The organism is Bradyrhizobium genosp. L, assembly GCF_015624485.1.
Classification (GTDB): domain Bacteria; phylum Pseudomonadota; class Alphaproteobacteria; order Rhizobiales; family Xanthobacteraceae; genus Bradyrhizobium.
In genome coordinates this window covers 1,038,946-1,062,270 of the sequence record NZ_CP061378.1, presented here as the reverse complement: position 1 = coordinate 1,062,270, position 23,325 = coordinate 1,038,946, and the positions used below count along the sequence as shown (strand labels likewise).

The window sequence follows — 23,325 nt, the reverse complement described above, 5'->3', positions numbered from 1 at the left end:
CTCAGCGCTCCGCGAAACGCTTGCGCTTGGCCGCGAATGCGGCAACCGCCTCGGCCCGCTCGGGCGACTTGAACGTCAACATCTCCAGCGCCGCAGAGGTGTCGAGCAGCAGGTGGGCGTACTGCTTGATGATCTTGTTGACGCTGTACTTGGTCCACACGATCGATTCCTTCGGCCCGCTTGCCAGCAGTTCGGCGTATTCGATCGCGGCATCGAGAACGTTGCCGTCTGCGACCACCTCGTTGATCATACCGATAGCAGCCGCTTTCTCAGCGGAGATGAATTCGCCGGTCATCAGATAGTGCTTCGCGCGTACCGGCCCCATCAGCAGCGGCCAGATCACCGCGCCGCCATCGCCCGCGACGACGCCGGCATTGACATGCGTGTCGGCGAAACGGGCTGTCGAGCTCGCATAGATCACGTCGCAGAACAGCGCGAGCGTGGCACCCAGGCCGACCGCGACACCGTTGACGGCCGCGACGATCGGCACTTCGACTTCCAGCATGTTGCGGATGAGGTGGCGACCGCTGCGCGTCGGGGACGGCAGCGTTCCCTTATCCAGCGACTTCTGATCGCCACCAGAGCAAAATCCGCGGCCCGCACCGGTGAGAACGATCGCGTTGACAGAACTGTCGTGATCCAGCTTGACGAAGACGTCTTCGAGCTCCTCGTGCATCTCCCAGTTGATCGCGTTGAGGATCTCCGGGCGGTTCATCGTGACGATCGCGACGCCAGTGGCGCGCTGCTCGACGATCAGGTACTTGTAGCCGTATTGCGACATTGATTTCACCGTTCGATTACTGCTTCTGGGTCCGCATCAGCCGGATCTGCCCGAGGATCTCCTCGGTCGGCCGCACGACGTTGTTTCCGTCGTTGAAATGCGGGATGACGTAGCGACCGACCATGTCGATCGCCTCCATGATCTTTTCGTGCGGGACGGAGTCCATGTGCAGCAGCACCTCGTCGATACCCATGGCCTCGAACTTCTCGATCTGACGAATGACCGTATCGGGGCTGCCGCACACCGTCGTGGCCGACTCGTTGACCAGATAGTCCCAGTCGTTGGCGGCGCGCTCCATCGACGGCACGCTCTCCCCCATGTATTTGTAGTCGTCGGCAATCGCCGCGAGACGCGGATAGGCATCGGTCGAGATCTTGGCATAGTGCATTAGCGGGCCGGCATAATCCGCCTTGGCCTGCTCGTCCGTTTTCCCGATGCCGATGAACAGCGGAATGCCGATACGCGGACGCTGCAGCGGTCCCTCCGCGTCGCACTTCCAGTTTTTTTGATAGGCGTCGATCAGCTTCTGCTGAGCTTCCCAGCCCTGATAGATGTTGCTGCTCATCACGGCGAAGCCCTGCGAGGCCGCCCAGAGATGACTGCGCTCGCTGGTCGCCGCGATCCCGATCACCGGATGCGGCTTCTGCAGCGGCTTCGGAACCAGCTGGCGCGGAGGGATCTGGTAGTACTTGCCGTCAAACGTGAAAATGTCCTGGCGCATCGCCGCTTTCAGCAGCGCCAGCCCTTCCTCCATCTGCGCCAGCGTTTCGTTCGGATCGACGTTGAACGCCCGCATCGCGATGGTGGTGTTGGCGCGGCCGCCGTAGAATTCCATGCGGCCGTTGGACAGGATGTCGGTCACGGCAAGCCGCTCGGCCGAACGCAAGGCGTGGTTGATGCGCTGCGGCATCAGCGTCACCGCCGCGCGCAGCTTGACGCGCGACGTCACCGCGGCCAGATAGCCGAACACCACTTCGGGCGCCGAGCTCGAGATCCCGCCCAGTGCCACGTGCTGCTCGGAGAGCGCGACGCAGTCGAAGCCGACCTTCTCGGCCAGACGGACTTCGTCGACTAGTTCGTGAAGCCTGCGCGAGTAACTGTGGCCGACCTGGGTTTCCTGTTCAGACCAGAACCCAAACGTAAGTGCCATGTCTCAATCCTCTTAGCTTGCGAGATGGCACAGGGTTTCATAGGCGTGGCGATATTTTCGCCCGAAAGCCGCGTTGCGTAGTAACGCTTTCCGAATTTTATGCTGTCAGCATTCGCAACATGGCAGACGCCCCGGGAAGCTTCGCCACGCAGCGGACGGGCTGACCGTCAACGGCGGGCGCTGGCGGCTCCGGCCTCGCTATCGAAGGTCTTGATCAGCAACTCGGCGACCGCCGCGAGGCACGCTTCGCCGATGGCGTAGCTCGAGCCGATCGGACTTCCGATCACGCCGTTCTGCGAAACCGATCGGATGCCGTTCTTCCACATCAGTTCGAGATCAGCCTCCGACAAGCCGCCAAGATGGCCCACCTCGAAGCGGTCCGGTCTGACGCTGTCGGGCCTAATGACCATCATCAGCGACGTCTCGGCGATGTCGGCGTGGCCGCCGACGGCCAACACGTCTCCTCCGGCTTCGCGCACCGCATCGCGCCACGTGTCGATCCATTTCGTCGAGTCGAAGAACGCCAGGATCTCGACATCCGAGGGGACGACCTCGCGCAAGCGACCGAGCACGTCCTTCAGGACCGGAAAATTGCCGATGTGACCCGAGTGAATCAGGATACGCTTGAAGCCGTGCCGCGCCAGGCTTGTGCAATAATCGACACAAATCGCTTCCAGCGTCTCCGGCCGCAGCGAGATCGTACCCGCGAATGGCAGATGGTGAGACGAGCAGCCGACCGTGATGGTCGGCGCCACCAGCGTGTTGCCGCGGCTGCGCGCGATCCGCTCGGCCAGAGCATCGGCATGATCCGCATCCATGCCCAAAGACAAATGCGGCCCATGCTGCTCGACGGCCCCCAGCGGGATCACTACCGTCGTGCACCCATCGGCCAGCGCCGCGGCGACTTCCTCGTGGCTCATCTGCTCCAGATAGATCTGATCGGGATATCCGCGCGTCATCGGCTCAGCCCTTACTGTTCTTTGACAAAAATCTCGCACGCGCTTTGGTTGAGCTCTCGGCTGTGACGTAGGCGTCGAGGTCGGCCACGGTCATTTTTTCGAGCGCCTGATCGCTCATTTGCGCGGTGAGATTGAGCGATCGCTTGATGGCATGGAACAGCTTGCGGTCTTTCTGCCGCAACACGCCGCACACGTCTCGCGCACGGGATGCGACCTCCTCGGTCGGGACGATCTCGTTCACGGCGCCGATCGCCACGGCGCGCTCCGCGCCGACGAGCTCGCCCCAGTACAGCAGCTCTTGCGCCGCCCGCACGCCGAGCTTTTCGACGGCCCGGCGCATGCCTTTGGTCACCGGCAGCAGGCCATGGTTGATTTCCGGAAATCCAATCTTGCACGCCGCATCGGCCACAACATAGTCCGCATGCAGCAGAAACTCCAGGGCGCCTCCGACCGCATAGCCGCGGACGGCGCAGACGATCGGGCCCGGATAGTTCTCCATCGCCACGAGGAGTTCGTGGAAGAACCGAATGCGCGGCCTCGCGACGTCGATCCCGACGACTTCCTTGATGTCGCCGCCTGCGCTGAAGAAGCGGTCGCCGCTTCCGGTGAGCACGATGCCGGGCGGATTCTCGTCGTCGGCAAGGCGCCGGATCGCCTCCAGCAACTCGACGATGAGTTGCGCATTCAGCGCATTGGCCGGCGGCCGGTTCATCGTGATCGTGACCAGGTCTTGATCACGCTCGATCAGGAGAGAAGTGGCAGTGTTCATCAATGAGACCCAAGCGAGAGGCGGCTGCAACAGCCGGGGAGCGGTGGACCGAACGGCAGCGCGACGAGAGCCGCAGCGCCCGACGCCTCGCCGAGACGGCGCGCCTCACAATCCCAGATAGGCGCGCTGGACATCGGGGTTCTCGAGCAGATCGCGGCTAGATCCATGCAACACCACGGAGCCGTTCTCGAGCACATAGCCGCGGCTGCTCAGCGCGAGCGACTTGGCGACATTCTGCTCGACGAGAAGGACCGTGATGCCCTGCTCGTTGAGGGATTTGACGACGCCGAACATCACATCGGTCAGCGCCGGCGACAGTCCGATCGACGGCTCGTCGAACATCACGATTTCTGGCTTCGACATGATCGCCCGACCGATCGCCAGCATCTGTTGCTCGCCGCCGGACAGCGTGCCGGCGAGTTGGTCGCGGCGCTCGCGAAGTCGCCCGAACAGCTGATAGACGGAATCAAGCGTATTTGCCAGGTCGTGCCTGGCCCGCTTCAGCGAGCCGCCGATCAGCAGATTGTCCTCGACGGAGAGCGCACTGAAGATCTGGCGGCCCTCGGCGACCTGAGCGATGCCCATTTCGCATATGTCCCACGGCGGTCGCCGCGAGATTTCGACTCCGTTGATCCTGACGGAACCGCGCGACGACGGCACGATCCCCGCGATTGATCGGATCAGAGAGGTCTTGCCGGCGCCGTTGGCGCCGACCACGCAGATCAGTTCACCCTTGCCGATGCGGAGCGACACGCCGTTCAGCGCATTGGAGCCGTCATAGGCCACGCACAGGTCGTCGATTTCGAGAAGCGCGTCGTCAGGCATGGAAACCGGCTCCCAGATAACTTTCCAGCACCGCAGGATCCGCTACCACCTCTGACGGCTTGCCCTCGGCGATCTTGGCGCCGTGGTGTAGCACCACCACGGTCGACGCCACTTCCATCACGATCCGCATCACGTGCTCGACCAGTAGGATCGTCAGTCCACCCTCGGCGAGCCGGTGCAGCACGCCGACGACGCCTGCCGCTTCGGTCGGACGCAGCCCCGCCATCACTTCGTCGAGCAGCAGCAACTTGGGGCGAGTCGAGAGCGCCTTCGCCATCTCGAGCATCTTGCGATCGGGCAACGTCAACTGATCCGTCCGGGCATTCGCCTTGCCGGCGAGCCCGACATTTTCGAGCGACTCATACGCCTTGTCCCGCGCCTCCTTGACGTTCGTCGTCCAGCTGAAGGCGCCCACCATGGCATTCTCGAGCACCGACATATCTTTCATCGGTCGGACGATCTGGAAGGTGCGCGCAATGCCCATGCGGCACACCGCTTCGGGCGGCTCGCGCTCGAGCGAACGCCTCTCGAATAGCACCCGCCCGGCGGTCGGTCTCAGCGCCCCGGCGACGAGATTGAAGCAGGTGGTCTTGCCGGCGCCGTTTGGCCCGATCAGGGCGGTGATGCGGCCTGCCTGCAGTGAGAAGCTGACGTCATTGACCGCGACCAATCCAACGAACGCTTTGGTCAGGTTCTTCACTTCGAGCAGCGCGGTCATTCCTCGACCTTCCGCAATTGTGAGATCCGGCCGCGCGCCGGCAGTTGGATCGCCTCGTAGAGCCGGACGATCGCCGGCCAGATGCCGTCGGGCAGAAACCACACGACCAGGATCAGCACCGCCCCGTAGGCGACGCTGTTCAGTCCGGGGAGCCCCAGGCTGTCGCCGAGCGCCCCCATGGCGTGATGCAGCGGGATCGCGGCCATCGAGCCGACCAGCGGGCCGAACGCAGTGCCCAATCCGCCCACCACAGGGCCGATCAGTACGTCGACCGAGATCGCCATACCCATGATCGAATCCGGAAAGATCGCACCCTGCACCAAGCCCAGCACGCCGCCGCCGACCGCGGCCGTCGCGGCCGATATCGAGACCACCAGCACCTTGTGGCGAAACGTCCGCACCCCCAGTGCGCGGGCGGCCTCTTCGTCGTCCCGCATCGCCCGCCAGACATAGCCCCAATACGATCGCGAGATCAGCTCCGTTCCTGCGACGCCGATGGCCGCAAGCGCGAGCGCGACGAAGTAGTAGAACCGCGCGTCACCGCGCAGCATCCCGAGGTCCATCGTGCCGCTCGGCGCCTGATAGAACAGGCCCTGCATGCCGCCGACATAGTCCCACCCGCCGAACATGATCCGGGCGAATTCGGCGGCCGCGATCGTGAGCAGCGCGAAATAGATGCCACGGACCTCGAAGCGGAAGCTCAGCCACGCCAGCACCGCGCCGACGAAGCCCGCAATCACCGCGCCCAGCAGCAGACCGATCCACGGGGTGACGCCGTATTTGATGTTTAGGATCGCCACCGCATACGCACCGATTCCAACGAACAGCGCGTGACCGATGGATAGCTGCCCGCCGATCCCGAGCATCAGGTTCCACGATTGTCCCATGAAGGTGAACAACAGGACGATCGTCAGAAGTGAGATGACGTAGGCGTTGGATATGCCACCCACCACGGCCAGGGCGGCGAAGACCAGAGCGCCGGCACCCCAACGCTTGGTGTCGCTGGCTTGATCAGATGTCCTTTGCACCGAAAAACCCCCTCGGACGGAAAATCAGGATGATGATCAGGAGCGCGTAAGGGAGTGCTGTTTTCATCGACGGCGTGAACATCAAGGCCGCGATCGCTTCGGCGACCCCGATCGTCAGGCCGCCCAGAAGAGCGCCGCCGAAGCTGCCGAGACCGCCGACGATCACCGTCACGAAGGCCAGCAGCGTGAAGTCGACGGCGAGATAGGGCTGCGCATCGAACAGCGGCGAGATCAATGCGCCGGCGACGCCAGCGCAGGCGGCTCCGATGCCGAAGGTCACCGCATAGACCCGAGGGATATTCAGCCCGACCACCAGTCCGCCCAGTCGATTATTGGCGGCGCCCCGCAGCGATCGGCCGAATGCGGAGTACTTCAGATAGGCTCCCAGTGCGGCGATCAGCAGTCCGGCCGTAGCGGCCGCCTGGATGCGGGCCCAATCCAAGGTGAGCGGTCCCACGCTCACGGTCTGGAAGGACAACTGAGACGCCGTCGGCCGCGGATCCGGACCGAACGACATCAGCAATACGCCGCTGAAAAGCAGTGAGAGGCCGATGAAGACGATGAACTGATAATGATGCGGCCGATTGACGAACCGCTTCACGACGAGCGTCTCTAGCAGATAGCCGAACACGAACATGACGACCGCGGCGATCGCGGCGGCTAAAACGATCGGGATGTCCCAGATTCGAACGGTCCAGTATCCGATGTAGATCCCGAACACGACCATCTCGCCATGAGCGAAATTGACCACGCGCATGACGCCGAAGATGATGGTGAGACCGAGCGCGACGAGCCCGTAAACCAGCCCGATGAGCACCCCGCCGGCGATGACATTGAGCCAGAGCGACAGCATCAGCGACCGGCCGCCGATGGATGCGCGATAGAAAGTCTTCGTCTTCCTTGCATTCTGATCGGTTCCATCTTGGCTGTAGCGGAAACGTAGCGGCGCCTGACGTCGTCCTGTGTTTCAGACCGCCTTTGGCGCGGCGAAACATCCGTCGATGTAGACGAGCGACTCACATCCGGCCCTCGTGGTCTGAGCCACCACCTCTCCAGTGAAAATGGTGTGACTACTCTCGCTGTAAGCATTCACCACGCGGCAATCGAAGCTGCAGACCGCGCCGACCAGACTTGGTGCTCCGGTTTTGAGATCGCACCACACACCGTCACCGAAGCGGATATCGCCCTTGCTGCCGTCCTGCCCGGAAAACTTGAGCGCCAGATCGCGATGCTCGACCCCTAGAATATTCCAGCAGAACGACCCACTGCTGAGAATGGTGTCGTGCGCACCGGCAGATCGATTGACGCAAACCAGCACGCTGGGCGGAGCCGCCGACAGTGAGCAGCCCGCCGTCAGTGTCAGACCATGGCGGTTCGGCGCCCGGCCTGTCGTGACGATCGACACGGTGCCCGGCACGCTGCGCATCGCAGCACGGAATGCTGCGGCATCGAGTGGGCTCGTTTCGGACAGCGGCGGTGTTGCGGACGGCATGGCTACGACCCTTGGATTCATGGGATGGATGCGCCCTCTTTGTCTGGTTGTGAGTCCGGGCATGCAGCGCTGCCCCGGTGAACGTCTGAGCTATCCGGCTGCTTGATAGAACTGGATGACGTTACCGCCCGGATCCCGCACCTTCACCGCACGGCCGTGACTTTCCATGTCCCGGACAGCGCCGACTTGCGCCCCCATGGCTGCGGCACGCTCCATGGCGGCATCGAGGTCATCGACATCGAAGACAAGAACAGCATCTTGCAGCTGGTCCGAGACCGACTCCGTCGGTCCGGCGACGCAGAACGCAGCCGCATCGCTCACGAACTGGATCCACTTGCCGGGATCAGCGAAGCGCACCTTCAGACCCAGGCCTTCGTAGAACTCGGCCAGGCGTCCAGGATCGTTCGCTGTCAAATAGACTTGCTTCAGTTTCACGCTCGACATCCAAACCGTCGCTACCCAAGTGCGATCGTGGGTGGATAGTCGCCCGAGCCTCTCAGCATTACTGCTTGAACAACGCCTGTCACAGAAGCTTCATCAGCATTTTATGCTGTAACGACTCGTCGAGTCGCTAGATCCAACTCTGCATCCGGCCGATCTTTGCCATTTTCTGATTGACGAGGTGGGCGTCGTTGCTGCCGAACCTTTTGTCTCGCGCAACGCCCGCGGCGTGGTCAGCGACGTGGGACCGAAGCCACAGCGACGACAGGCGGTTGTACGAAATAGGGCAGCTCTCGACATCCAGCTCTGCTGCACGTCCCGTCAAGTGACACGGGGAGCCAATCGATGGAGCGGCGGGCATTACATCTTGACCGAATCCGTGGATCAACGTCGGCCTGCATATCGCATAGGCAAAAAATGTATCGGAAGTAGGCAACTAACCTTTTGATCGCAATGCACAACGCGAAGGTTGACGGTTTTTCGATACAAATCGACGATTTGTCGAAATCCCACAAGCGCAATTGCGGTTAGCTTTTACCACGCGATTGTCATCACCCCGCAAACGACGGTGATACGCGCCGCAGAAGACTGCCATACTTGGGAGATACGCGATGTCGACAACCTCTCTCGACAGAATAGATATCAAGATCCTCAACGAGCTCCAGCAGAATGCGAGCTTGACCAATGTCGAGCTCGCATCACGCGTCAATCTCTCGCCGTCGCCGTGTCTGGCACGCGTCAGAACACTGGAAAAGCTCGGCGTGATCGATCGACGGATCGCCCTTCTCGATCCCGCCGTGCTCGGCATTGGTGTAACGGCTTTCATCCAGATCAAGCTGGAAAAGCAGGTCCAGACGTCCCTCGAGAATTTCACCCGATCCATCGACCGGTTGGCCCAGGTAATGGAATGCTATCTCATGACCGGTGAGAGCGACTACATGCTCCGCGTCATGGCGGCCGACATCGAAGATCTCGAAGACCTGATTGTCAACAAACTATCCCGCATTCCCGGCGTCAGCAGCATTCGATCAAATCTGGCCCTCAAGCGCATTTCGCACAAGACCGTGCTGCCGATCGACGCCAATCGGCCGGTCACCGTCAAGGCTTGCGCCACCCCCTCGCGCCCTCTGGAGCGCTCACCAAGACCCCGATACGACCCAACCAGTCCTTTGCTGTCCGATGCGCCGATCGGGCTCGACACCAATCGTCCCAGCTACAGCGTGGAAAGGCTATGAGGCGCCCCGCCATGGGCTCCGGCCAGTTGGCAATAATGGTGAAGTTAAGATCGGCAGAGTGCTCGAGCGGCGCTGCGAGCCTGACAATCTGCACACGACCCAACGCGAGCACCCGTCGGTTCCAGCGAGGAGAGCGACCGAGATGACGGGATCGATCGAAGCGGCCCTGCAGGCGCTCGCCGACGGCGAAATCGTCGTGGTCACCGACGACGACGATCGCGAGGGCGAAGGGGACCTCGTCGTTGCCGCCTCGCGGTGTACGGCTGAGAAGATGGCCTTCATCATTCGCCATACATCGGGAATCGTCTGCGCTCCGATTACCCTCGAAGACGCGAGACGCCTGCGGCTTGACCCGATGGTTGTCAACAACGACTCGGCTCACACCACGGCGTTCACCGTGTCAGTGGACTACCGGCCGGATAACGGTACGGGCATCTCGGCCGAAGAGCGGGCCTCGTGCTGCCGTGCACTCGCCAACCCCAACGTCGGCGCCGGCGATTTTTGCCGGCCGGGACACGTTTTCCCGCTGATCGCAAAAGAAGGGGGCGTACTCATGCGCTCGGGTCACACCGAGGCCGCCGTCGACCTGTGCAGACTGGCAGGTCTCGAGCCGGTCGGTGTCATCAGCGAACTGATGAACGACGATGGCTCGGTGATGAAGGGTCCGCAAGTCGCGGCGTTCGCCGACAAGCATAAGCTGAAACAGGTCACCATCGCAGACCTCATCAGCTTCCGGCAGGCCCGCGAGACGCTGATCGAGCGCGTCTCGAGCGTCACGGCGGAGAGCTCGATCGGCCCGCTCCAGGGCTATTCGTATCGCTCGCCGTTCGACCCCATTCATCACGTCGCCTATATCTACGGAGAACTGGGCGACGGCACCAACGTCCTCACGCGCTTCTACAAACCCAACATCCTGCGCGATTTGTTCTCGGGTCAGGAACAGGCCAAGATGGACGTCATTCTGCAACGCTTCAAGGATAATGGCAGCGGCGTGCTCGTCTATCTGCGCGACGGCGCGGCGGGCGTTCCGCCTGCGCCGCTAGGCCCGATCAGTTCGCGCGAAGACGACCGTAATCGGCAATGGCGCGAGATCGGCGTCGGCGCCCAGATCCTGCGGGATCTCAAGATCAGCTCCATCCGTCACCTCACGTCGTCGACGCATCACTTCAAGGGACTGTCAGGCTTCGGCATCGAGATCGTCCGAAACGAAGCGCTCTAACTCCAGCCATCCGCGTTTCGAAAGTCCATTGAGCGCGTCCCGCACCTCAGGCATCCGGCGAAGCTTGCAGTTCGTCTCGCGGCAGGTCTCCCCCGGGCCAGTCTGGCCGGCCTCCCGCTCGGAGAAGTAGCGCGCCGGCGATTTGCCAAGCGCCTTCTTGAACATGGTGATGAACGCGCTCACCGACTCGTAGCCGAGCGCCTCGGACACGGACTGAACCGTGTTGCCAGCAGACAATTTCTGGATGGCGACGATGATCTGAAGCTGCTGACGCCAGCGACTGAAGGTCATGCCGGTCTCGGCGAGCACAATGCGCATCAGCGTCCGCTCGCCGAGCGCGACGGCTTGCGCCCACTCCGCCACGGTCCTACGGTCGGCCGGATTGTCCATCAAGGCATCGGCGATCATACGCAGTTTCGAACTCCGCGTGATCGGAAGATGCAGCCGTTCGGTCGGCATGGCGATCAACTCGTTGAGGAGCACCGCGGCGATCTGCGCGGGCGGGCCGTCGGGATCGTAGAGCGGGGGCAGCGTCGCCATCCGATGGATCAGCTCGTGCAACAGCGGTGAGATCGACAGCGTGCAGCATTCCTGCGGCACGCTCGCCGCATCCATGTCCACATAGAGAAACAGCAGGCTGGCGTTGCCGCTGACGCGATTGCTGTGGGGCATACCGCCGGGAATCCAGACGCCGCAGCGCGGCGGGACCATCCACAGGCCGCTCGGCACTTCGCACGTCACGCCGCCGCGCTGGGCGAGGACGAGCTGTCCCTTGCGATGGATGTGAACCGGCAGTTCGTCCTCCTGCTCCCGGGTATCCACCATGCCGGCCACGATCGGACGGTCCAAAATGTCAGGATCGAACCGCCGATAGTGCTGATAGAGCGTGCCGCGCATTGTCATCCTTTAGCAATTAATTGGCAGAATAACGAAATTCTCTCGACGCAGCAACGCCTATGGTCTCCGTGCCTCACGGACGATCACATCATGCCTTCACCATTTCTGTCTCGGCTTCTCGCAACAGCAGCACCCGGCCAGCTCGATCCGAAATGGGCGCTGTTCTCGGCGAACTCCTTCATCGCGGCAATGCTCGCGATCTATTTTGCCTTCCGGCTCGGATTGGAGCGGCCGTATTGGGCGATGCTCACGGTCTATCTGACCGCACAGCCGTTCGCCGGCGCGGTTCGGTCACGAGCCGTCTACCGCTTTGTCGGGACATTGCTGGGCGCCTGCGTGGCGCTGGCGCTGGTCCCGATCCTGGTCGATCAACCCGCGTTATTGTCGGTTGCCGTTACCGCATGGGCCGGACTCTGCCTCTATATCTCCTTGCAGGACCGCACGCCGCGCAGCTATGCTTTCCTGCTGGCAGGCTACACCGCGACGACAATCGCGTTCTCGAGCGTCAACGTTCCGGCGATGGTATTTGTGACCGCGCTGTCGCGTGTCGAGGAGATCCTGCTCGGCATCGGCTGTGCGACCCTGGTGCACACCCTGCTGTTCCCGAGCGACGTCACTACTCCTGTGCTGAAATCCCTCTGCGCCGCATTGTCGGACGCCTTCGCCCGGACCACCGATGTGCTCTGCGCGCGCGTCGACAAGGCACCGAATACGGGACGCTGGAAGCTCGCTGCGGACATCACGCAAATCGAGATCCTGTCGACGCACCTGCGCTACGACACCGCCGCGAGCAAGCCGGACCTGCGCGCCATCGGTGCCGTGCAGGACCAGCTCGCATTGGTCTTGCCGATGCTGCTGTCGGTGGAGGACGGACTCGCCGCCTTGGGAGAGCGGCGCTCGGCCGAGTTGAACCAACTGCTGTCTGAACTCGCCGACTGGACACGTGCGCCGGAGCGATCACCGGCCACTTCCGACGAACTGATCAGAAAGTGCACATCGTTCGAAGCGACCTGTTGCGACGATCGCAGCGAATGGGATCGGCTGATCGAGGCCGGAACCGCGGCCAGATTGGCCACGCTGATCGAAGCGCTGGCTGCCGCGCGAAACCTGTCGCGCGCATTGCACAGCGGTGCTCACCCTGCCACTTGGAGCCAAGCTGGCCTGCGGGATCGACACGTGAGGCGACGCCTGCACAGCGATCCCGGCCTTGCCGTTCTGTCGGTCGTGGCTCTTGGCGTCGCCGTGCTCGGCTGCTGCACGGTCTGGATCACGACGGCCTGGCCGGAAGGCGGCGTCGCCACGCAAATCGCCGCCATCGCCGCGGCGCTCTACAGCAGCCTCGACGATCCCGCGCCAACGCTGATTTCCTACGCGCTCTGGACGCTGGCCTGCCTACCGATCGCCGCGATCTACCTGTTCGTGATCTTCCCGGCCATCACCGGCTTTCCGATGCTGGTGTTCTCGCTGGCGCCGACCTTTCTGGTGATCGGCTATCTGCAGGCCAATCCCCGGCATTTCATCAAGGCGCTGGCGCTCGGTCTCGGACTGATCAGCGCGCTCGACCTCCAGAACAAATTCAGCGCCGACTTCGCTCTGTTCATCAATAGCAATGCGGCTGCGATGATCGGACTTCTCACAGCGTTCATCGCAATTCGATTGCTGCGTTCACTGTCGGCATCGGGAGCGGCGCAGCGTCTGCTGCGCCACGGCTGGTCCGATCTGGCGAGGCTGGCTGCTGCACGGCGGCCGATGAGCCGCGCCAGATGGACCAGCATCATGCTTGATCGATTCGGCCTGGTGATCCCTCGGCTGGCTGGCGCGACGACGGACATCGCGGTGGAAGCCCGTCCCTTGGCCGCGCTGCAAATCGGACTCGATCTGCTCGCGCTCAGGCAAGCCGCAGTGCACGAGGACGCGCGCAGCGACCCTGGCCTCCAGCAGCTTCTGCCGATGCTGTCGCAGGCATTCCGCTGGCTGGCCCGCGGCAACGCGAAACTGAAGCCTGACGATGCGCGCGCCCTTCTGGCCGCGATCGACAACGCGCTGTGCGACACGCGCAAAGACACGACCGCCCGCCAGCAGCGAACGCTCGCGCTGATCGGCCTGCGTCGGACGATGTTTCCGGATGCTCATGCTTTGTCCATCAAGGCCATGCCATGAACGAGGAAATCGCCATTGCCGGCGTCTACGTTCCGACGTTAGCGCTGGCCTGTGCTTGTGCGCTCGCGGCCTGCTTTATCGCCTCCGCGGCCAACCGCAAATTCATCGGCGTCCATATTCGAAGGTATGCGTGGCACCCCGCGCTGTTCGACTTCGCCGTCTTCGTCATTCTGACCAAGATCTTCTACGCTGTTCTGGGAAAGCTGCCGCTATGACAACGATGAGTTCGATGTTTCCCCGCATGATGCTCACTGTCCTGATGGTGAGCGTCGCGGCACCGGTCGGCATCGGCATGTGGGAGCATTATGAGGCGGCGCCATGGACACGGGACGGCCGCGTCCGCGCCGACATCATCGCCGTTGCCGCCGATGTCTCCGGGCTGATCGACGAGGTGCTGGTCCGGGACAATCAGGTCGTCCGCAAGGGTGATATCTTGCTGCGGCTGAATCCCGACCGTTTCCGCCTCGCCGTCCAACAAGCAGAGGCGTCTCTGGCCAACCGCGAAGCCGCCGCGGAGAAGGCAGCGAGCGACCGCGCACGATACGAGAAGCTGAGCGAAGGTGTCGTGTCGCAGCAACAGCGCGAGACGATCCGCGCTACGGATTTGCAAGCCAAGGCGCTTTATGGTCAGGCCGTGGCCGACCTTCAGATCGCGCGGCTCGATCTCGATCGATCCGAAATCCGGGCACCCGCGAACGGCCGCGTGACCAATTTCGATTTACGGCCCGGCACCTATCTCGCCGCGGGGCGCGGCATCATGGCGCTGATCGACATCGACACCGTGCGTGTCGAAGGCTATTTCGAGGAGACCAAGATCCCGCGGATCCACCTCGGTGACGCCGTTGACGTGAAACTGATGAGCGGAACGACGCTGAGCGGTCGGGTCGAGAGTATCGCTGGCGGAATCGAGGACCGCGATCGAAGTTTAGGGTCCAGCCTGCTCGCCAGCGTCAATCCATCGTTCTCCTGGGTCAGGCTCGCCCAGCGCATTCCGGTTCGGATCCGCATCCCGCGCAATGATGTCGATCGCCTGATCGTCGGAACGACTGCGACGGTGCAAGTCAATGTTGGAAACCGCAACGCACCGCCAAACACCATGGGCGTTTTACGGTAACGCGCTCAGCCGGCGCCGAGAAAATCTAATGAAAATAAAGCCGAATGGCGCGCCCGGAACGATTCGAACATCCGACCCTCAGATTCGTAGTCTGGTCCGGAGCATTGAAACAACTAGCGTTTGTTACCGTAAGCGCAAGCAAGAATCGCGAAATAACGCCGTTTCGCCGCGGCACCAGATGTAGCCAGACCTTGATAAAGGGCCCGCCGATCGCGCCGAGCCAAGTAGAGGGAGGAAACGAAGATCGGATATCTTTCGCAAACGCCGAGTGCGGAATTCGATCGCGGAAATCTAACGAGCGACATCCAGCAGCAATACTGTCGTGCACATCAGACCGCATTTTGTGCTGAAGTCCGCAGCTCTCAGCGCCATTTTCGGCATTTGACGCGAGGTACGATTTCGACTGCACCAAAAAGCGCGCGCGAAACTTGAAGGGTCCCGATCACCAGGCTCCGCACGTCCAGAACAGCTCATTTCATCGCCCGGCTCAGATCTCGCAATGCCCGCGCCGCCATACCTGCTTTTGCAATTCAGAGTTCCCAATCGCCGAGGGTTCTGCCGAGGATTACTGCCTGGGTTCGCGTTGCGATGATGAGTGTCCATTCCTTTAAATCGCGCGCTGACGAAATCGCGCCTATTTCCCGAGGTGCTGTCCTCGATCGTCTCTACTTAGCGCGCGGAGCGTCTTTCTTCTGAAACTCGACAGGTCGAACAGGAGCCTAGGCACTTTTTCCAGCGCCATCGCCTTGCCTTCGATTGCGAGATGTAGAACTCGCACCAATCTGGCAAGACCGAGTTCTACAAATGCGACCGAACATGCGGTCATTCCCAATCCTGAGCTGGCTGTCTACAATGACGATGGATGCTGCTAGATCAGGTCTTCTCTCCAGAACGACGTATCGACATGCCGCGGCAAATTCCTCCTCCTGAACGCTCAAAGGTACCTTGACCTCCCTCCGAGGAGTTCCCGCCATATTCGGGTCCCATATGAACGATCGGCAGCGAGACACCTGATGCAGTTCATGTTTTGAATTTCTAGTGGCTCGCGCGCTTGGTCAACCTCTTCGCACCCGGCAACACATCCGTGCAAACACCTTCGTACTTCGGCAGCTAGGCCTATTGTTTCTCCGAACGTCGGATGCGGATGAATGGTTTTGCTGATATCAATTGCATCGGCGCCCATCTCGATCGCCGGACAGGTTCTCCGATCATGTCGCCAGCCTGCGGGCCAACAATCACACCGCCGATGATCCGGTGAGTCTCTTGGTCGATGATTGGCTTGGTCGGCAAACTGGCCTTTCTGGCCGGTCAACGCAGTGTCCCGGCAGATGCAGGCTCCTGGCCAGTTGCATAGCCGCATCACATTCGGCGCTTTGGGGGTGACGGCTGCGATTTCGGCACAAAATGCCGGGGGCGTTATGAGAATAGGCAAAGACAAAATGTACGAGGCACGACGTTGTGGTGTTTCGTACAAGAGGGTTTTGCCTTGACTTCACCGGCCTCGAAGCGCGGCTCTTTGGTCACTTGTTGTGGGCACAATCAACGAATTGGGCGAGATCTCTGCTCTCGCACCATGCACGGCTTGCTTGGCAGCGATGCACCGCATCTTTCAAAATTTCATTGATCTCCTAGCGACCGCAGAAGATCTCCAAGACTTCTCCAAAGCCATGGCGGACACAGCGACCGCTTTGGACCTATCGTGTTTTGCCTATCTAGCCCTCCAGCACTCAAGCAAAGTCAAACCGCGCCTAATCTCTACATATCCATCGCGGTGGGTAGCACACTATCTACGAAATAATTATCAAGTGCTTGATCCCGTCATCGGAGAAGCTCTTCGAAACCCCGAGCCCTTTCGGTGGGGGGTTAATTTCAACTCGAAGTTCACATCGAAAGCACAGCATCGGCTTTTCGAAGAGGCCGCGGAATTCGGAATCCGATTTGGCTTTACGGTGCCCATTCACGACGGCCACGGCCCCATCGCTGCATTGACCTTTGCCGTGGACCAGAACCGCCCGCAATTCGAACGGTTCATTGAATCGCATGAACGCGTTCTTCAGCTTATGGCGATGTATTTCCATGCTCATACCCGCCGAAAGCTGGTGAACGTAGACGATATAGAGGGGGCACGCCTATCACCGCGTGAGTTCGAATGCTTGGAGTGGGCAGCTCGGGGCAAGAGCGCTTGGGAGATTGGTTGCATTCTCGGCATCTCGCGCAACACAGTTGCCTTCTACCTAGAAGGCGCGAAGAAAAAGCTTGGTGTTCGGACGATTGTGCAAGCGGTAGCCCGCTTAGCCGCTGTGAAAAGAAAACAGCAAAATTAGGGGCGCAGCCCCCTACAACTACAGGTACTGACTTAAGACGCGTGATCCGCTCCAAAGGTGACGATGTACACCGTTGGAGGGACTATGATTCAGCTAATCACACCGTCCTTATATGGACAGTTCGCCGAGACACTTGCCGAAATGCATCGGTTACGGTATCGCGTTTTCAAACTTCGCATGGCATGGGACGTTCAAACCAGCGGCGACATGGAGATCGACGATTTCGATGCACTGCATCCCGCTTACCTAGTCCAGCTATGTGACAACGGGCAGGTGCAAGGCTCCGTACGCCTCCTCCCGACACTTGGCCCGACCATGCTTTGCGACACCTTCCCTACGCTTCTCGAAGGTCAACCTGCGCCGTCAACTCCTCTCGTTTGGGAAAGTAGTAGATTCGCGATCGATGTTGCTGCCGATGCCCCGAAGGGGGATCACGGTCTTACTCGTGCTGTTTACGAGCTATTTGCGGGAATGGTAGAGTTCGGGCTCTCAAGACAACTCACTGACATCGTTACCGTCACAGACGTCCGTATGGAGCGAATCCTTAGACGAGCGGGTTGGCCCCTGCGGCGCATTGGCAATCCTTCCGCAATTGGCAACACCTTAGCCGTGGCGGGTTACCTCGAGATCTCGCGCGATACTCTGGTCACCCTTCGTAGAGCCGGCGGGCTTTCGGCACCGGCCCTTTGGACGCCAGTAATTTTCGCGGCCGCGTAGAACAATGCAGGCCAGTACGATATGCCCGTTCCCGCCTAGAGCGGGGACGCCGCGTCTTGCGGTTCGCTACCGAGCTATAAACATGACGGAAATTGAAACTAGGAACGGTCAGCGGAACGCGGCGAGAGCTGTTGACCTGCAACAGCTTCGACTTGCGGTTGCCGCTTCTGACCATGGAAGTTTTCGACGAGCCGCAGAGGCGCTTTCAATCAAACATACCGCGTTCAGCCGTGCTATCGTCCAACTTGAGCACCTCGTGGGAGCTTCACTGTTTGAGCGTTCAAGTGGGGGAATCAAGCCTACGTTGACCGGCCGCGCAGTTTTGCGCATTGCACGACTGATTCTGGAGCAGGTCGATATGCTCGTTGACACCGGAAGGTCCGGTGGTCGCGGCGATACTGGGCATCTTGTCGTAGGCTTCTTCACATCCATGTCCACCGGCAATTTGCGAGCGACGATAGGTGAGTTTAAGAAGCTGTTCCCCGGGCTTGAACTGGCAACGATGGAACGCTCACACTTCCGTCTGATGACTGCCCTCCGTAGCGGAACCGTCGACGTTGTCGTTAGCCCTGGACGTTTACCTTCAAAGGACACAAGATCACTATTGCTCTGGAGCGAACGCATCCTGATCTCGTTGCCGCAGGATCACTGCCTTGCAACACGCGAGATCATCTATTGGACCGATTTGCGTAACGAAAAGATCCTTCTAAGTGAATATGATCCAGGACGAGAGCTCGAGGATCTCTTGATTTCGAAGCTGGTATTGGCCGACGATCGGCCCAAGGTAGAACGCCATGACGTAAGCCGTGGCATTATCAAGAGTCTGACGAGTATGGGCATGGGACTTAGTCTGGCTATGGAATCGGATATTGGTGCAAGCTTCGCTGGCCTTGTGTACCGGGAGTTGCAGGACGGAGCGGGACCAAGCCGGGTGGACTTCTATGCGCATTGGCGCGACGACAATGAGAATCCGGCTCTGAAGCGTTTCCTCAATCTGTTGGCAGAACGCTATCCCTCACCCTCGCCGGCTCTTGGGGAATGACCAGATCGTCTCGCTTTTGCAAATCCACGGTCCGTGGCCATAAAGCGCGCCAGCATGGGCGCGATCAGCTTTGCCGGGTCGATACGCTGCCCACTTTCGCGCGCCAAGGCCTCTGCATAGGCGACGAGATCTCGATGCACTGACGCTGGAAGCTCAGTGGCGACCTTGACCGGCTTGTCGTCGGGCAGCGCTCCTATTCTAAGCTTGGGCATGGCGTTACCCTCCGTATGGCACAAGTATGAGGTCACGATTGACGAGAACGCGAACTGGAAAACCAGGTCGCACGGTCAGAGTAGGCTGGACGTTGAGACTGCGCCGAACCGCCTGTTGTCCGGTTTGATTCAGCGAGTCCGAGGCGCCGTGTCGCAATGCCTGGATGATGGTGCTGTCGTTGCTATTGGTGTCGGAACCTGCTCCTAGTTCCGTCCCGACTGCCAAGAACGTCGATAGCGCCGCAGCCTTGAACAGCTCGCCCCAGTGATTGTCGACTTGGTCCTCAAGACCGGCATACCCGGCAGTGTCGGCGCCAGGCTGCCGCTCGAGAACGATTGAACGTCCGTTCGGCATGATCACCCGGGTCCAGACGAGCAGGACTCGGGACTGCCCGAAAGCGACCTGGCTGTCGTAGATGCCAACCAGACGCGCTCCCTGAGGCACAAGCAGGAAGCGGCCGGTCGGCGTATCGAAAACATTCTCGGTAACTTGCGCGGTAATTTGGCCTGGCAGGTCCGATCGGATCCCAGTGATCAGCGCCCCTGGAATGACCGTTCCAGCCTGCACGATGTAGGGTGAAGCGGGCTTGGTGACGCGGTCAGGGCTTACCGTGCGACGGTCCACGGAGGCGTTTACGAAGGCAAGCTTGTGGTCCTGACCGCTTTGCGCAGATCCATCGTCGCTAGTGCTCGTTGCGCTCGGCGACACGACGCGCTCGCTGCCAACAGCCGCAGCGGAGGACGGACGCACTTCTCGTCCATTGGTCGAAGCGAACAGATGGCTGATGCGGGCTGCTTCGGTCTCTTGATCCCGCCGCTGCTGGTCCGGATCAGCTCCGCTCGTCGGCAACTGCCCCTGAGCAGCTAGGATCGGTCGACCGAGGTCCCCGGGGAGCGGCGGACCAAGCTGCGGAATCGGCTGGCGCGGAACGCCAGCGTAGTCCTTCGGCAGCGTCGTAATGCCATCGGCGACATTGTGATGGTCAGTGCTGTAAAGCTCATCGGCCGCCTGGCTTCGGGAACGATTGCCCTGCAGCGACCACAAGACCGCTCCGCCGATGACAAGCAGGGCAACCGCGCTCCCGCCGGCCAAGACCTTCCGCGACAGCCGTGTCACGCGCGGATGCTCTGCTCTCAAGCGGAAGCTCCTGGACTGTTCCTCCGGTGTAGCCGGCGGAGTACCTTGCTGGTGATCGGCTTCGTTCCGGGTATTCATGACGACGGCCTCCCGTCGGTCCTGACAATCCTAACCTTCTGCTGGTGTTCACGACCAAGCCGCAGTTCGGCGGCCGCAAACAGCCGATCGACGATCAACACGTTGCCGTAGGCGCGATAGTTGACGAGTTCGGTCTTGCCGTCTGGACCAATGACGAAAAGCGGAGGCATCTCGCCTTGCACGATCCCCGCCGGGAATTCGATGTAGACCTTGCGGCCATCATCATATGCGGCGAGCGGCCGCCAAGGAGGACTGTCCCCTTCGATGGCATAGCGGGAGATGCGCTGCGCCGGATCCGGAAGAACGGGCTTCAGAGCGACCGAGCGCGATCGTTCCCGTGTAGTTTCTGGATAGTACCAGGCAACAGACGGCATGTATGGCCGTTCGCGGGAGCGGAGCTCGATCAGGTAGGTACGCCGATCGGTATTGACCACCAGGTTGGTCTCGATCGAGGCTCGGGTCGGCTTGACCAGGATATGGACCCGCCGTGTGTCGCCGCTTCCGCTTTCGGTGTCGCCGACGACCCAGCGGACGGTATCTCCGGCCGCGATCGGCCCTGATCCCGTCAACTGTTCTCCCTCCTCGAGCGCGATATCCGTGATCTGCCCCGGCGCGGCGTAAATCTGATAGAGCGCCCCGGGACTGTAGGCGTAGACTTGCGCCGCGTTGAAATACCCCCGCTTGCGCGGTTCGACCCGGGCTGCGCTGTTCGCGGTCTCAACCCGGCTCACGGGTTCAGGGTCTTCCTTCCCTCCCGACTTGCCGCCGAGAGCGGGCTTCCAGAGGGGTGGAACGTGAAGCGGTCGCGATCCGTCGTCGAGAGCCACTGGCGTCGCCGGTAAGGGAGGAACGTCAGCGTCATAACTGATCTCCGGCGGGATGTACGTCGCGCACCCGCCGAGCGCCGACGAACAAAGCAGAAGAGCGGACAGAAATGCACGCTTCGAGCTCACGAACTCGGGCCAAGCCGAATCGAGCCTGCTTTGCAGGGTGGAATGATCGTCAAACGTCGTCTTGGTCACTGACTCAACTCCTTTGACCAGTTGATGGCGCGGACGTAAACGCCAAGCGGATTCTTACGTAGGCGTTCGGCATCGCGTGGCGTCTCGATCACGATCGTGAGAATCGCGGTCCAGCGCTCGGTCGAACTCAGCGAGCCATTGTCGTAGACACGCTGGGTCCACGCGACCCGAAAGCTTTCCGAAGACGCACGAATGACGCTCGATACATCGACGGAGATTTGGAGCTTGCCCAACTTGGCGAAAGGGTCGTTGTTGCGCGCATAGTCGTTGAGCCCAGCGGCGCCGCGATCGGTTGTAAAATCATAGGCCCGGAGCCAATTTTGGCGCAAAACGATACCATCGGCCGGCAGACCTCTGACATCCTCGATAAAGCGAGCCAGATGGTAGGCGATCTGCGCATCAGTGGGCTGATAGTCGATGTTGGCAGGCGCGACCCTCTGGGCCTGGCCGAGATGATCGACTTCAACTACCCAAGGCGTGATCGATCCTTGGCTCGATTGCCAGACAAGGCTGCCAACGAGACCGGACGACAGCATCAAACAGCCGAACGCCATTAGACGCCAGTTCTTGGCTTGCACCCGCGCCGATCCAATGCGTTCGTCCCAAACCTGCGCGGCCTTTTGATAAGGCGTAATCGGCTCGGGCATGCGCCCGTAGTGAACTGATGGTCGTTTGAACATCGATGATTGCCCCTGATATCGAGTGATCGGTTTCAAGTCTTGCGATGGGTGGATTTGAGGCGCTGTTGTGCGGCGGAGATGCAGAGGTGCATCTCAGTGTTCTCCTTCGGACAAATCGACGGAGGAGCCGCTGCCACCATGATCGCCCGAGCGGACGGCATTGCCAGCGGCCGAGGCACCATGCCGAATGGTCTCAGCGCGCTTCATGCGGCGAGCCCAATCAGGCTGTCCTTCGGCCGCGGCGCTCGCGCCTTGATCGCCCGCTTGGCTACGTCCGAAGGCAGTAGCTGCTCGACGCAATGGACTCGTTGCAGCCGAAGCGCCCGCCTCTGCCACGCCGGCAAGGCCGCCGCTTCGATAGGCGGCCGATGCTCCGCTTATGACGGCGCCGCCACCGCGCGCGGCGCCTGCAACCGCACCGCCAGCGAGACCAGCACCGCCGGCGGCAAGACCTGCGCCCGCCGCAACAATGCCGCCAGCAGCAAGGCCTGTTCCAATCGCGGCGCCGGCACCGAGTTGAGGTCCGCCTGACACCAGGCCGTTTGCGATACCCGGACCGAAGATGCCGAGGCCCAACAAGGAGAGCGCCGCGAGCATCAGAGTCATCGCGTCTTCGATGGTCGGCTGTCCACCGCCGAAACCAGTTGTGAACTGCGAGAACAAGGTGGAGCCGATGCCGACAATGACAGCAAGGACCAGGACCTTGATTCCCGAGGAAATGACGTTGCCCAGAACGCGCTCCGCCGCGAAGGCGGTCTTGCCAAACAAGCCAAAGGGAATCAGCACGAAGCCGGCCAGTGTCGTGAGCTTGAACTCGATCAGGGTGACGAAGAGCTGGATCGCCAGAATGAAGAAGGCGAGCAGCACCACGACCCACGCGAACAGGAGAACGACGATTTGGACGAAGTTCTCAAAGAAACTGATGTACCCCATCAGGTTTGAGATCGAATCGAGCAACGGTCGGCCGGCATCAAGTCCGACTTGGGCGATCTTTCCCGGCCGCAGGAAATCCGATGCGGAGAGGCTCGTGCCTGATGCTTTCAGCCCAAGACCGGCAAAGCTTTCGAAAACGATGCGCGCCAGGCTGTTCCAGTTGCCGATGAGGTAGGCAAAGACCGCTACGAAGAGCGTTTTCTTGACGAGGCGCGCGATGATGTCCTCGTCCGTTCCCCAACTCCAGAACAACGCTGCGAGCGTAATGTCGATCGCAGCAAGGGTCGTTGCGAGGTATCCGACCTCGCTCCCCAGCAATCCGAATCCGTTATCGATATAACGCGTGAACGTTTCAAGGAACTGGTCAATGATCCCCGTACCAGTCATGGCT

24 protein-coding genes and 1 pseudogene are annotated in these 23,325 nt (G+C 61.0%); 8 read left to right on the top strand and 17 right to left on the bottom strand.

The features are described from left to right. Position 1: 1 nt before the first annotated feature. The 10 genes from IC762_RS04875 to IC762_RS04830 all read right to left on the bottom strand — a co-directional run bounded on the left by IC762_RS04875 (position 2) and on the right by IC762_RS04830 (position 8,166). Positions 2-781 carry an enoyl-CoA hydratase/isomerase family protein gene (locus tag IC762_RS04875; protein ID WP_007594449.1) on the bottom strand — a complete coding sequence of 260 codons (780 nt, stop codon included), beginning with the start codon at positions 779-781 and terminating at the stop codon, positions 2-4. Between the two features lie 16 nt (positions 782-797). Then, entirely contained in the window at positions 798-1,931 is a 1,134-nt protein-coding gene (locus tag IC762_RS04870; RefSeq protein ID WP_195787499.1) for an LLM class flavin-dependent oxidoreductase, read from the bottom strand. 167 nt (positions 1,932-2,098) lie between these two features. Beyond that, complete coding sequence (locus IC762_RS04865; protein WP_195787498.1) at positions 2,099-2,890, bottom strand: creatininase family protein; 792 nt, start codon at positions 2,888-2,890, stop codon at positions 2,099-2,101. A gap of 4 nt (positions 2,891-2,894) precedes the next feature. Beyond that, on the bottom strand, positions 2,895-3,659 hold the full coding sequence (locus IC762_RS04860; RefSeq protein WP_028140597.1) for an enoyl-CoA hydratase/isomerase family protein: 765 nt from the start codon (positions 3,657-3,659) through the stop codon (positions 2,895-2,897). Positions 3,660-3,764: 105 nt separating this feature from the next. After that, entirely contained in the window at positions 3,765-4,484 is a 720-nt protein-coding gene (locus IC762_RS04855) for an ABC transporter ATP-binding protein (protein WP_061881451.1), read from the bottom strand. Continuing rightward, positions 4,477-5,202, bottom strand: a complete 726-nt coding sequence (locus tag IC762_RS04850) for an ABC transporter ATP-binding protein (RefSeq protein ID WP_028140599.1) — start codon at positions 5,200-5,202, stop codon at positions 4,477-4,479. Before IC762_RS04850 ends, IC762_RS04855 begins: the two co-directional genes overlap by 8 nt. Beyond that, positions 5,199-6,068 (bottom strand): branched-chain amino acid ABC transporter permease, encoded by an 870-nt coding sequence (locus IC762_RS04845; RefSeq protein WP_246801425.1) that lies wholly within the window; start codon positions 6,066-6,068, stop codon positions 5,199-5,201. Before IC762_RS04845 ends, IC762_RS04850 begins: the two co-directional genes overlap by 4 nt. Positions 6,069-6,213: 145 nt before the next feature. Further along, positions 6,214-7,083 (bottom strand): branched-chain amino acid ABC transporter permease, encoded by an 870-nt coding sequence (locus IC762_RS04840; RefSeq protein ID WP_092215465.1) that lies wholly within the window; start codon positions 7,081-7,083, stop codon positions 6,214-6,216. 114 nt (positions 7,084-7,197) lie between these two features. Then, the gene (locus IC762_RS04835) at positions 7,198-7,722 is read right to left on the bottom strand and encodes a flavin reductase family protein (RefSeq protein WP_195787497.1); all 525 of its coding nucleotides are present in this window, start codon (positions 7,720-7,722) and stop codon (positions 7,198-7,200) included. 90 nt (positions 7,723-7,812) lie between these two features. Then, positions 7,813-8,166, bottom strand: a complete 354-nt coding sequence (locus tag IC762_RS04830) for a VOC family protein (RefSeq protein ID WP_183233617.1) — start codon at positions 8,164-8,166, stop codon at positions 7,813-7,815. 608 nt (positions 8,167-8,774) lie between these two features. On the opposite strand from IC762_RS04830, the gene IC762_RS04825 reads away from it, so the two are divergent. Continuing rightward, on the top strand, positions 8,775-9,398 hold the full coding sequence (locus IC762_RS04825) for an Lrp/AsnC family transcriptional regulator (RefSeq protein WP_195787496.1): 624 nt from the start codon (positions 8,775-8,777) through the stop codon (positions 9,396-9,398). Between the two features lie 142 nt (positions 9,399-9,540). Then, entirely contained in the window at positions 9,541-10,617 is a 1,077-nt protein-coding gene (gene ribB, locus IC762_RS04820; protein WP_195787495.1) for a 3,4-dihydroxy-2-butanone-4-phosphate synthase, read from the top strand. Here ribB and IC762_RS04815 read toward each other — a convergent pair. Next, complete coding sequence (locus tag IC762_RS04815; RefSeq protein WP_195787494.1) at positions 10,576-11,514, bottom strand: AraC family transcriptional regulator; 939 nt, start codon at positions 11,512-11,514, stop codon at positions 10,576-10,578. The two genes, ribB and IC762_RS04815, sit on opposite strands and share 42 nt — an antisense overlap. Positions 11,515-11,604: 90 nt before the next feature. On the opposite strand from IC762_RS04815, the gene IC762_RS04810 reads away from it, so the two are divergent. Genes IC762_RS04810 through IC762_RS04800 form a run of 3 tightly spaced genes read left to right on the top strand, consistent with a single transcriptional unit; the run spans position 11,605 to position 14,788 of the window. After that, the gene (locus IC762_RS04810) at positions 11,605-13,674 is read left to right on the top strand and encodes an FUSC family protein (RefSeq protein WP_195787493.1); all 2,070 of its coding nucleotides are present in this window, start codon (positions 11,605-11,607) and stop codon (positions 13,672-13,674) included. Next, on the top strand, positions 13,671-13,889 hold the full coding sequence (locus IC762_RS04805; protein ID WP_195787492.1) for a DUF1656 domain-containing protein: 219 nt from the start codon (positions 13,671-13,673) through the stop codon (positions 13,887-13,889). The genes IC762_RS04810 and IC762_RS04805 overlap by 4 nt, the downstream gene beginning before the upstream one ends. Next, positions 13,805-14,788 carry an efflux RND transporter periplasmic adaptor subunit gene (locus IC762_RS04800; protein ID WP_246801424.1) on the top strand — a complete coding sequence of 328 codons (984 nt, stop codon included), beginning with the start codon at positions 13,805-13,807 and terminating at the stop codon, positions 14,786-14,788. The genes IC762_RS04805 and IC762_RS04800 overlap by 85 nt, the downstream gene beginning before the upstream one ends. Positions 14,789-15,823: 1,035 nt before the next feature. On the opposite strand, the pseudogene IC762_RS35195 reads toward IC762_RS04800, so the two are convergent. Then, positions 15,824-16,072 (bottom strand): annotated as a pseudogene (locus tag IC762_RS35195) (dihydrolipoyl dehydrogenase); the annotation flags it as partial. Between the two features lie 311 nt (positions 16,073-16,383). On the opposite strand from IC762_RS35195, the gene IC762_RS04795 reads away from it, so the two are divergent. The 3 genes from IC762_RS04795 (at position 16,384) to IC762_RS04785 (ending at position 18,871) form a co-directional block, all read left to right on the top strand. Continuing rightward, on the top strand, positions 16,384-17,112 hold the full coding sequence (locus IC762_RS04795) for a LuxR family transcriptional regulator (protein ID WP_195789997.1): 729 nt from the start codon (positions 16,384-16,386) through the stop codon (positions 17,110-17,112). A gap of 84 nt (positions 17,113-17,196) precedes the next feature. Continuing rightward, positions 17,197-17,829 (top strand): acyl-homoserine-lactone synthase, encoded by a 633-nt coding sequence (locus tag IC762_RS04790; protein ID WP_195787491.1) that lies wholly within the window; start codon positions 17,197-17,199, stop codon positions 17,827-17,829. An 82-nt stretch (positions 17,830-17,911) separates the two neighbouring features. Then, a complete protein-coding gene (locus tag IC762_RS04785; protein ID WP_195787490.1) occupies positions 17,912-18,871 on the top strand; it encodes a LysR family transcriptional regulator in 960 nt (319 codons plus the stop codon). Here IC762_RS04785 and IC762_RS04780 read toward each other — a convergent pair. The 5 genes from IC762_RS04780 to trbL all read right to left on the bottom strand — a co-directional run bounded on the left by IC762_RS04780 (position 18,838) and on the right by trbL (position 23,321). Continuing rightward, positions 18,838-19,083, bottom strand: coding sequence for a DUF2274 domain-containing protein (locus IC762_RS04780; RefSeq protein WP_128918413.1), 246 nt, complete (start codon positions 19,081-19,083; stop codon positions 18,838-18,840). The two genes, IC762_RS04785 and IC762_RS04780, sit on opposite strands and share 34 nt — an antisense overlap. Positions 19,084-19,087: 4 nt before the next feature. Further along, positions 19,088-20,299: a TrbI/VirB10 family protein gene (locus tag IC762_RS04775; protein WP_195787489.1), complete on the bottom strand. Its 1,212-nt coding sequence runs from the start codon at positions 20,297-20,299 to the stop codon at positions 19,088-19,090. Next, the gene (gene trbG / locus IC762_RS04770; RefSeq protein ID WP_433995873.1) at positions 20,296-21,321 is read right to left on the bottom strand and encodes a P-type conjugative transfer protein TrbG; all 1,026 of its coding nucleotides are present in this window, start codon (positions 21,319-21,321) and stop codon (positions 20,296-20,298) included. The genes IC762_RS04775 and trbG overlap by 4 nt, the downstream gene beginning before the upstream one ends. After that, entirely contained in the window at positions 21,318-22,001 is a 684-nt protein-coding gene (trbF, locus tag IC762_RS04765; RefSeq protein ID WP_195787488.1) for a conjugal transfer protein TrbF, read from the bottom strand. Before trbF ends, trbG begins: the two co-directional genes overlap by 4 nt. A 93-nt stretch (positions 22,002-22,094) precedes the next feature. Next, the gene (trbL, locus tag IC762_RS04760; RefSeq protein ID WP_195787487.1) at positions 22,095-23,321 is read right to left on the bottom strand and encodes a P-type conjugative transfer protein TrbL; all 1,227 of its coding nucleotides are present in this window, start codon (positions 23,319-23,321) and stop codon (positions 22,095-22,097) included. Between the last annotated feature and the right edge of the window lie 4 nt (positions 23,322-23,325).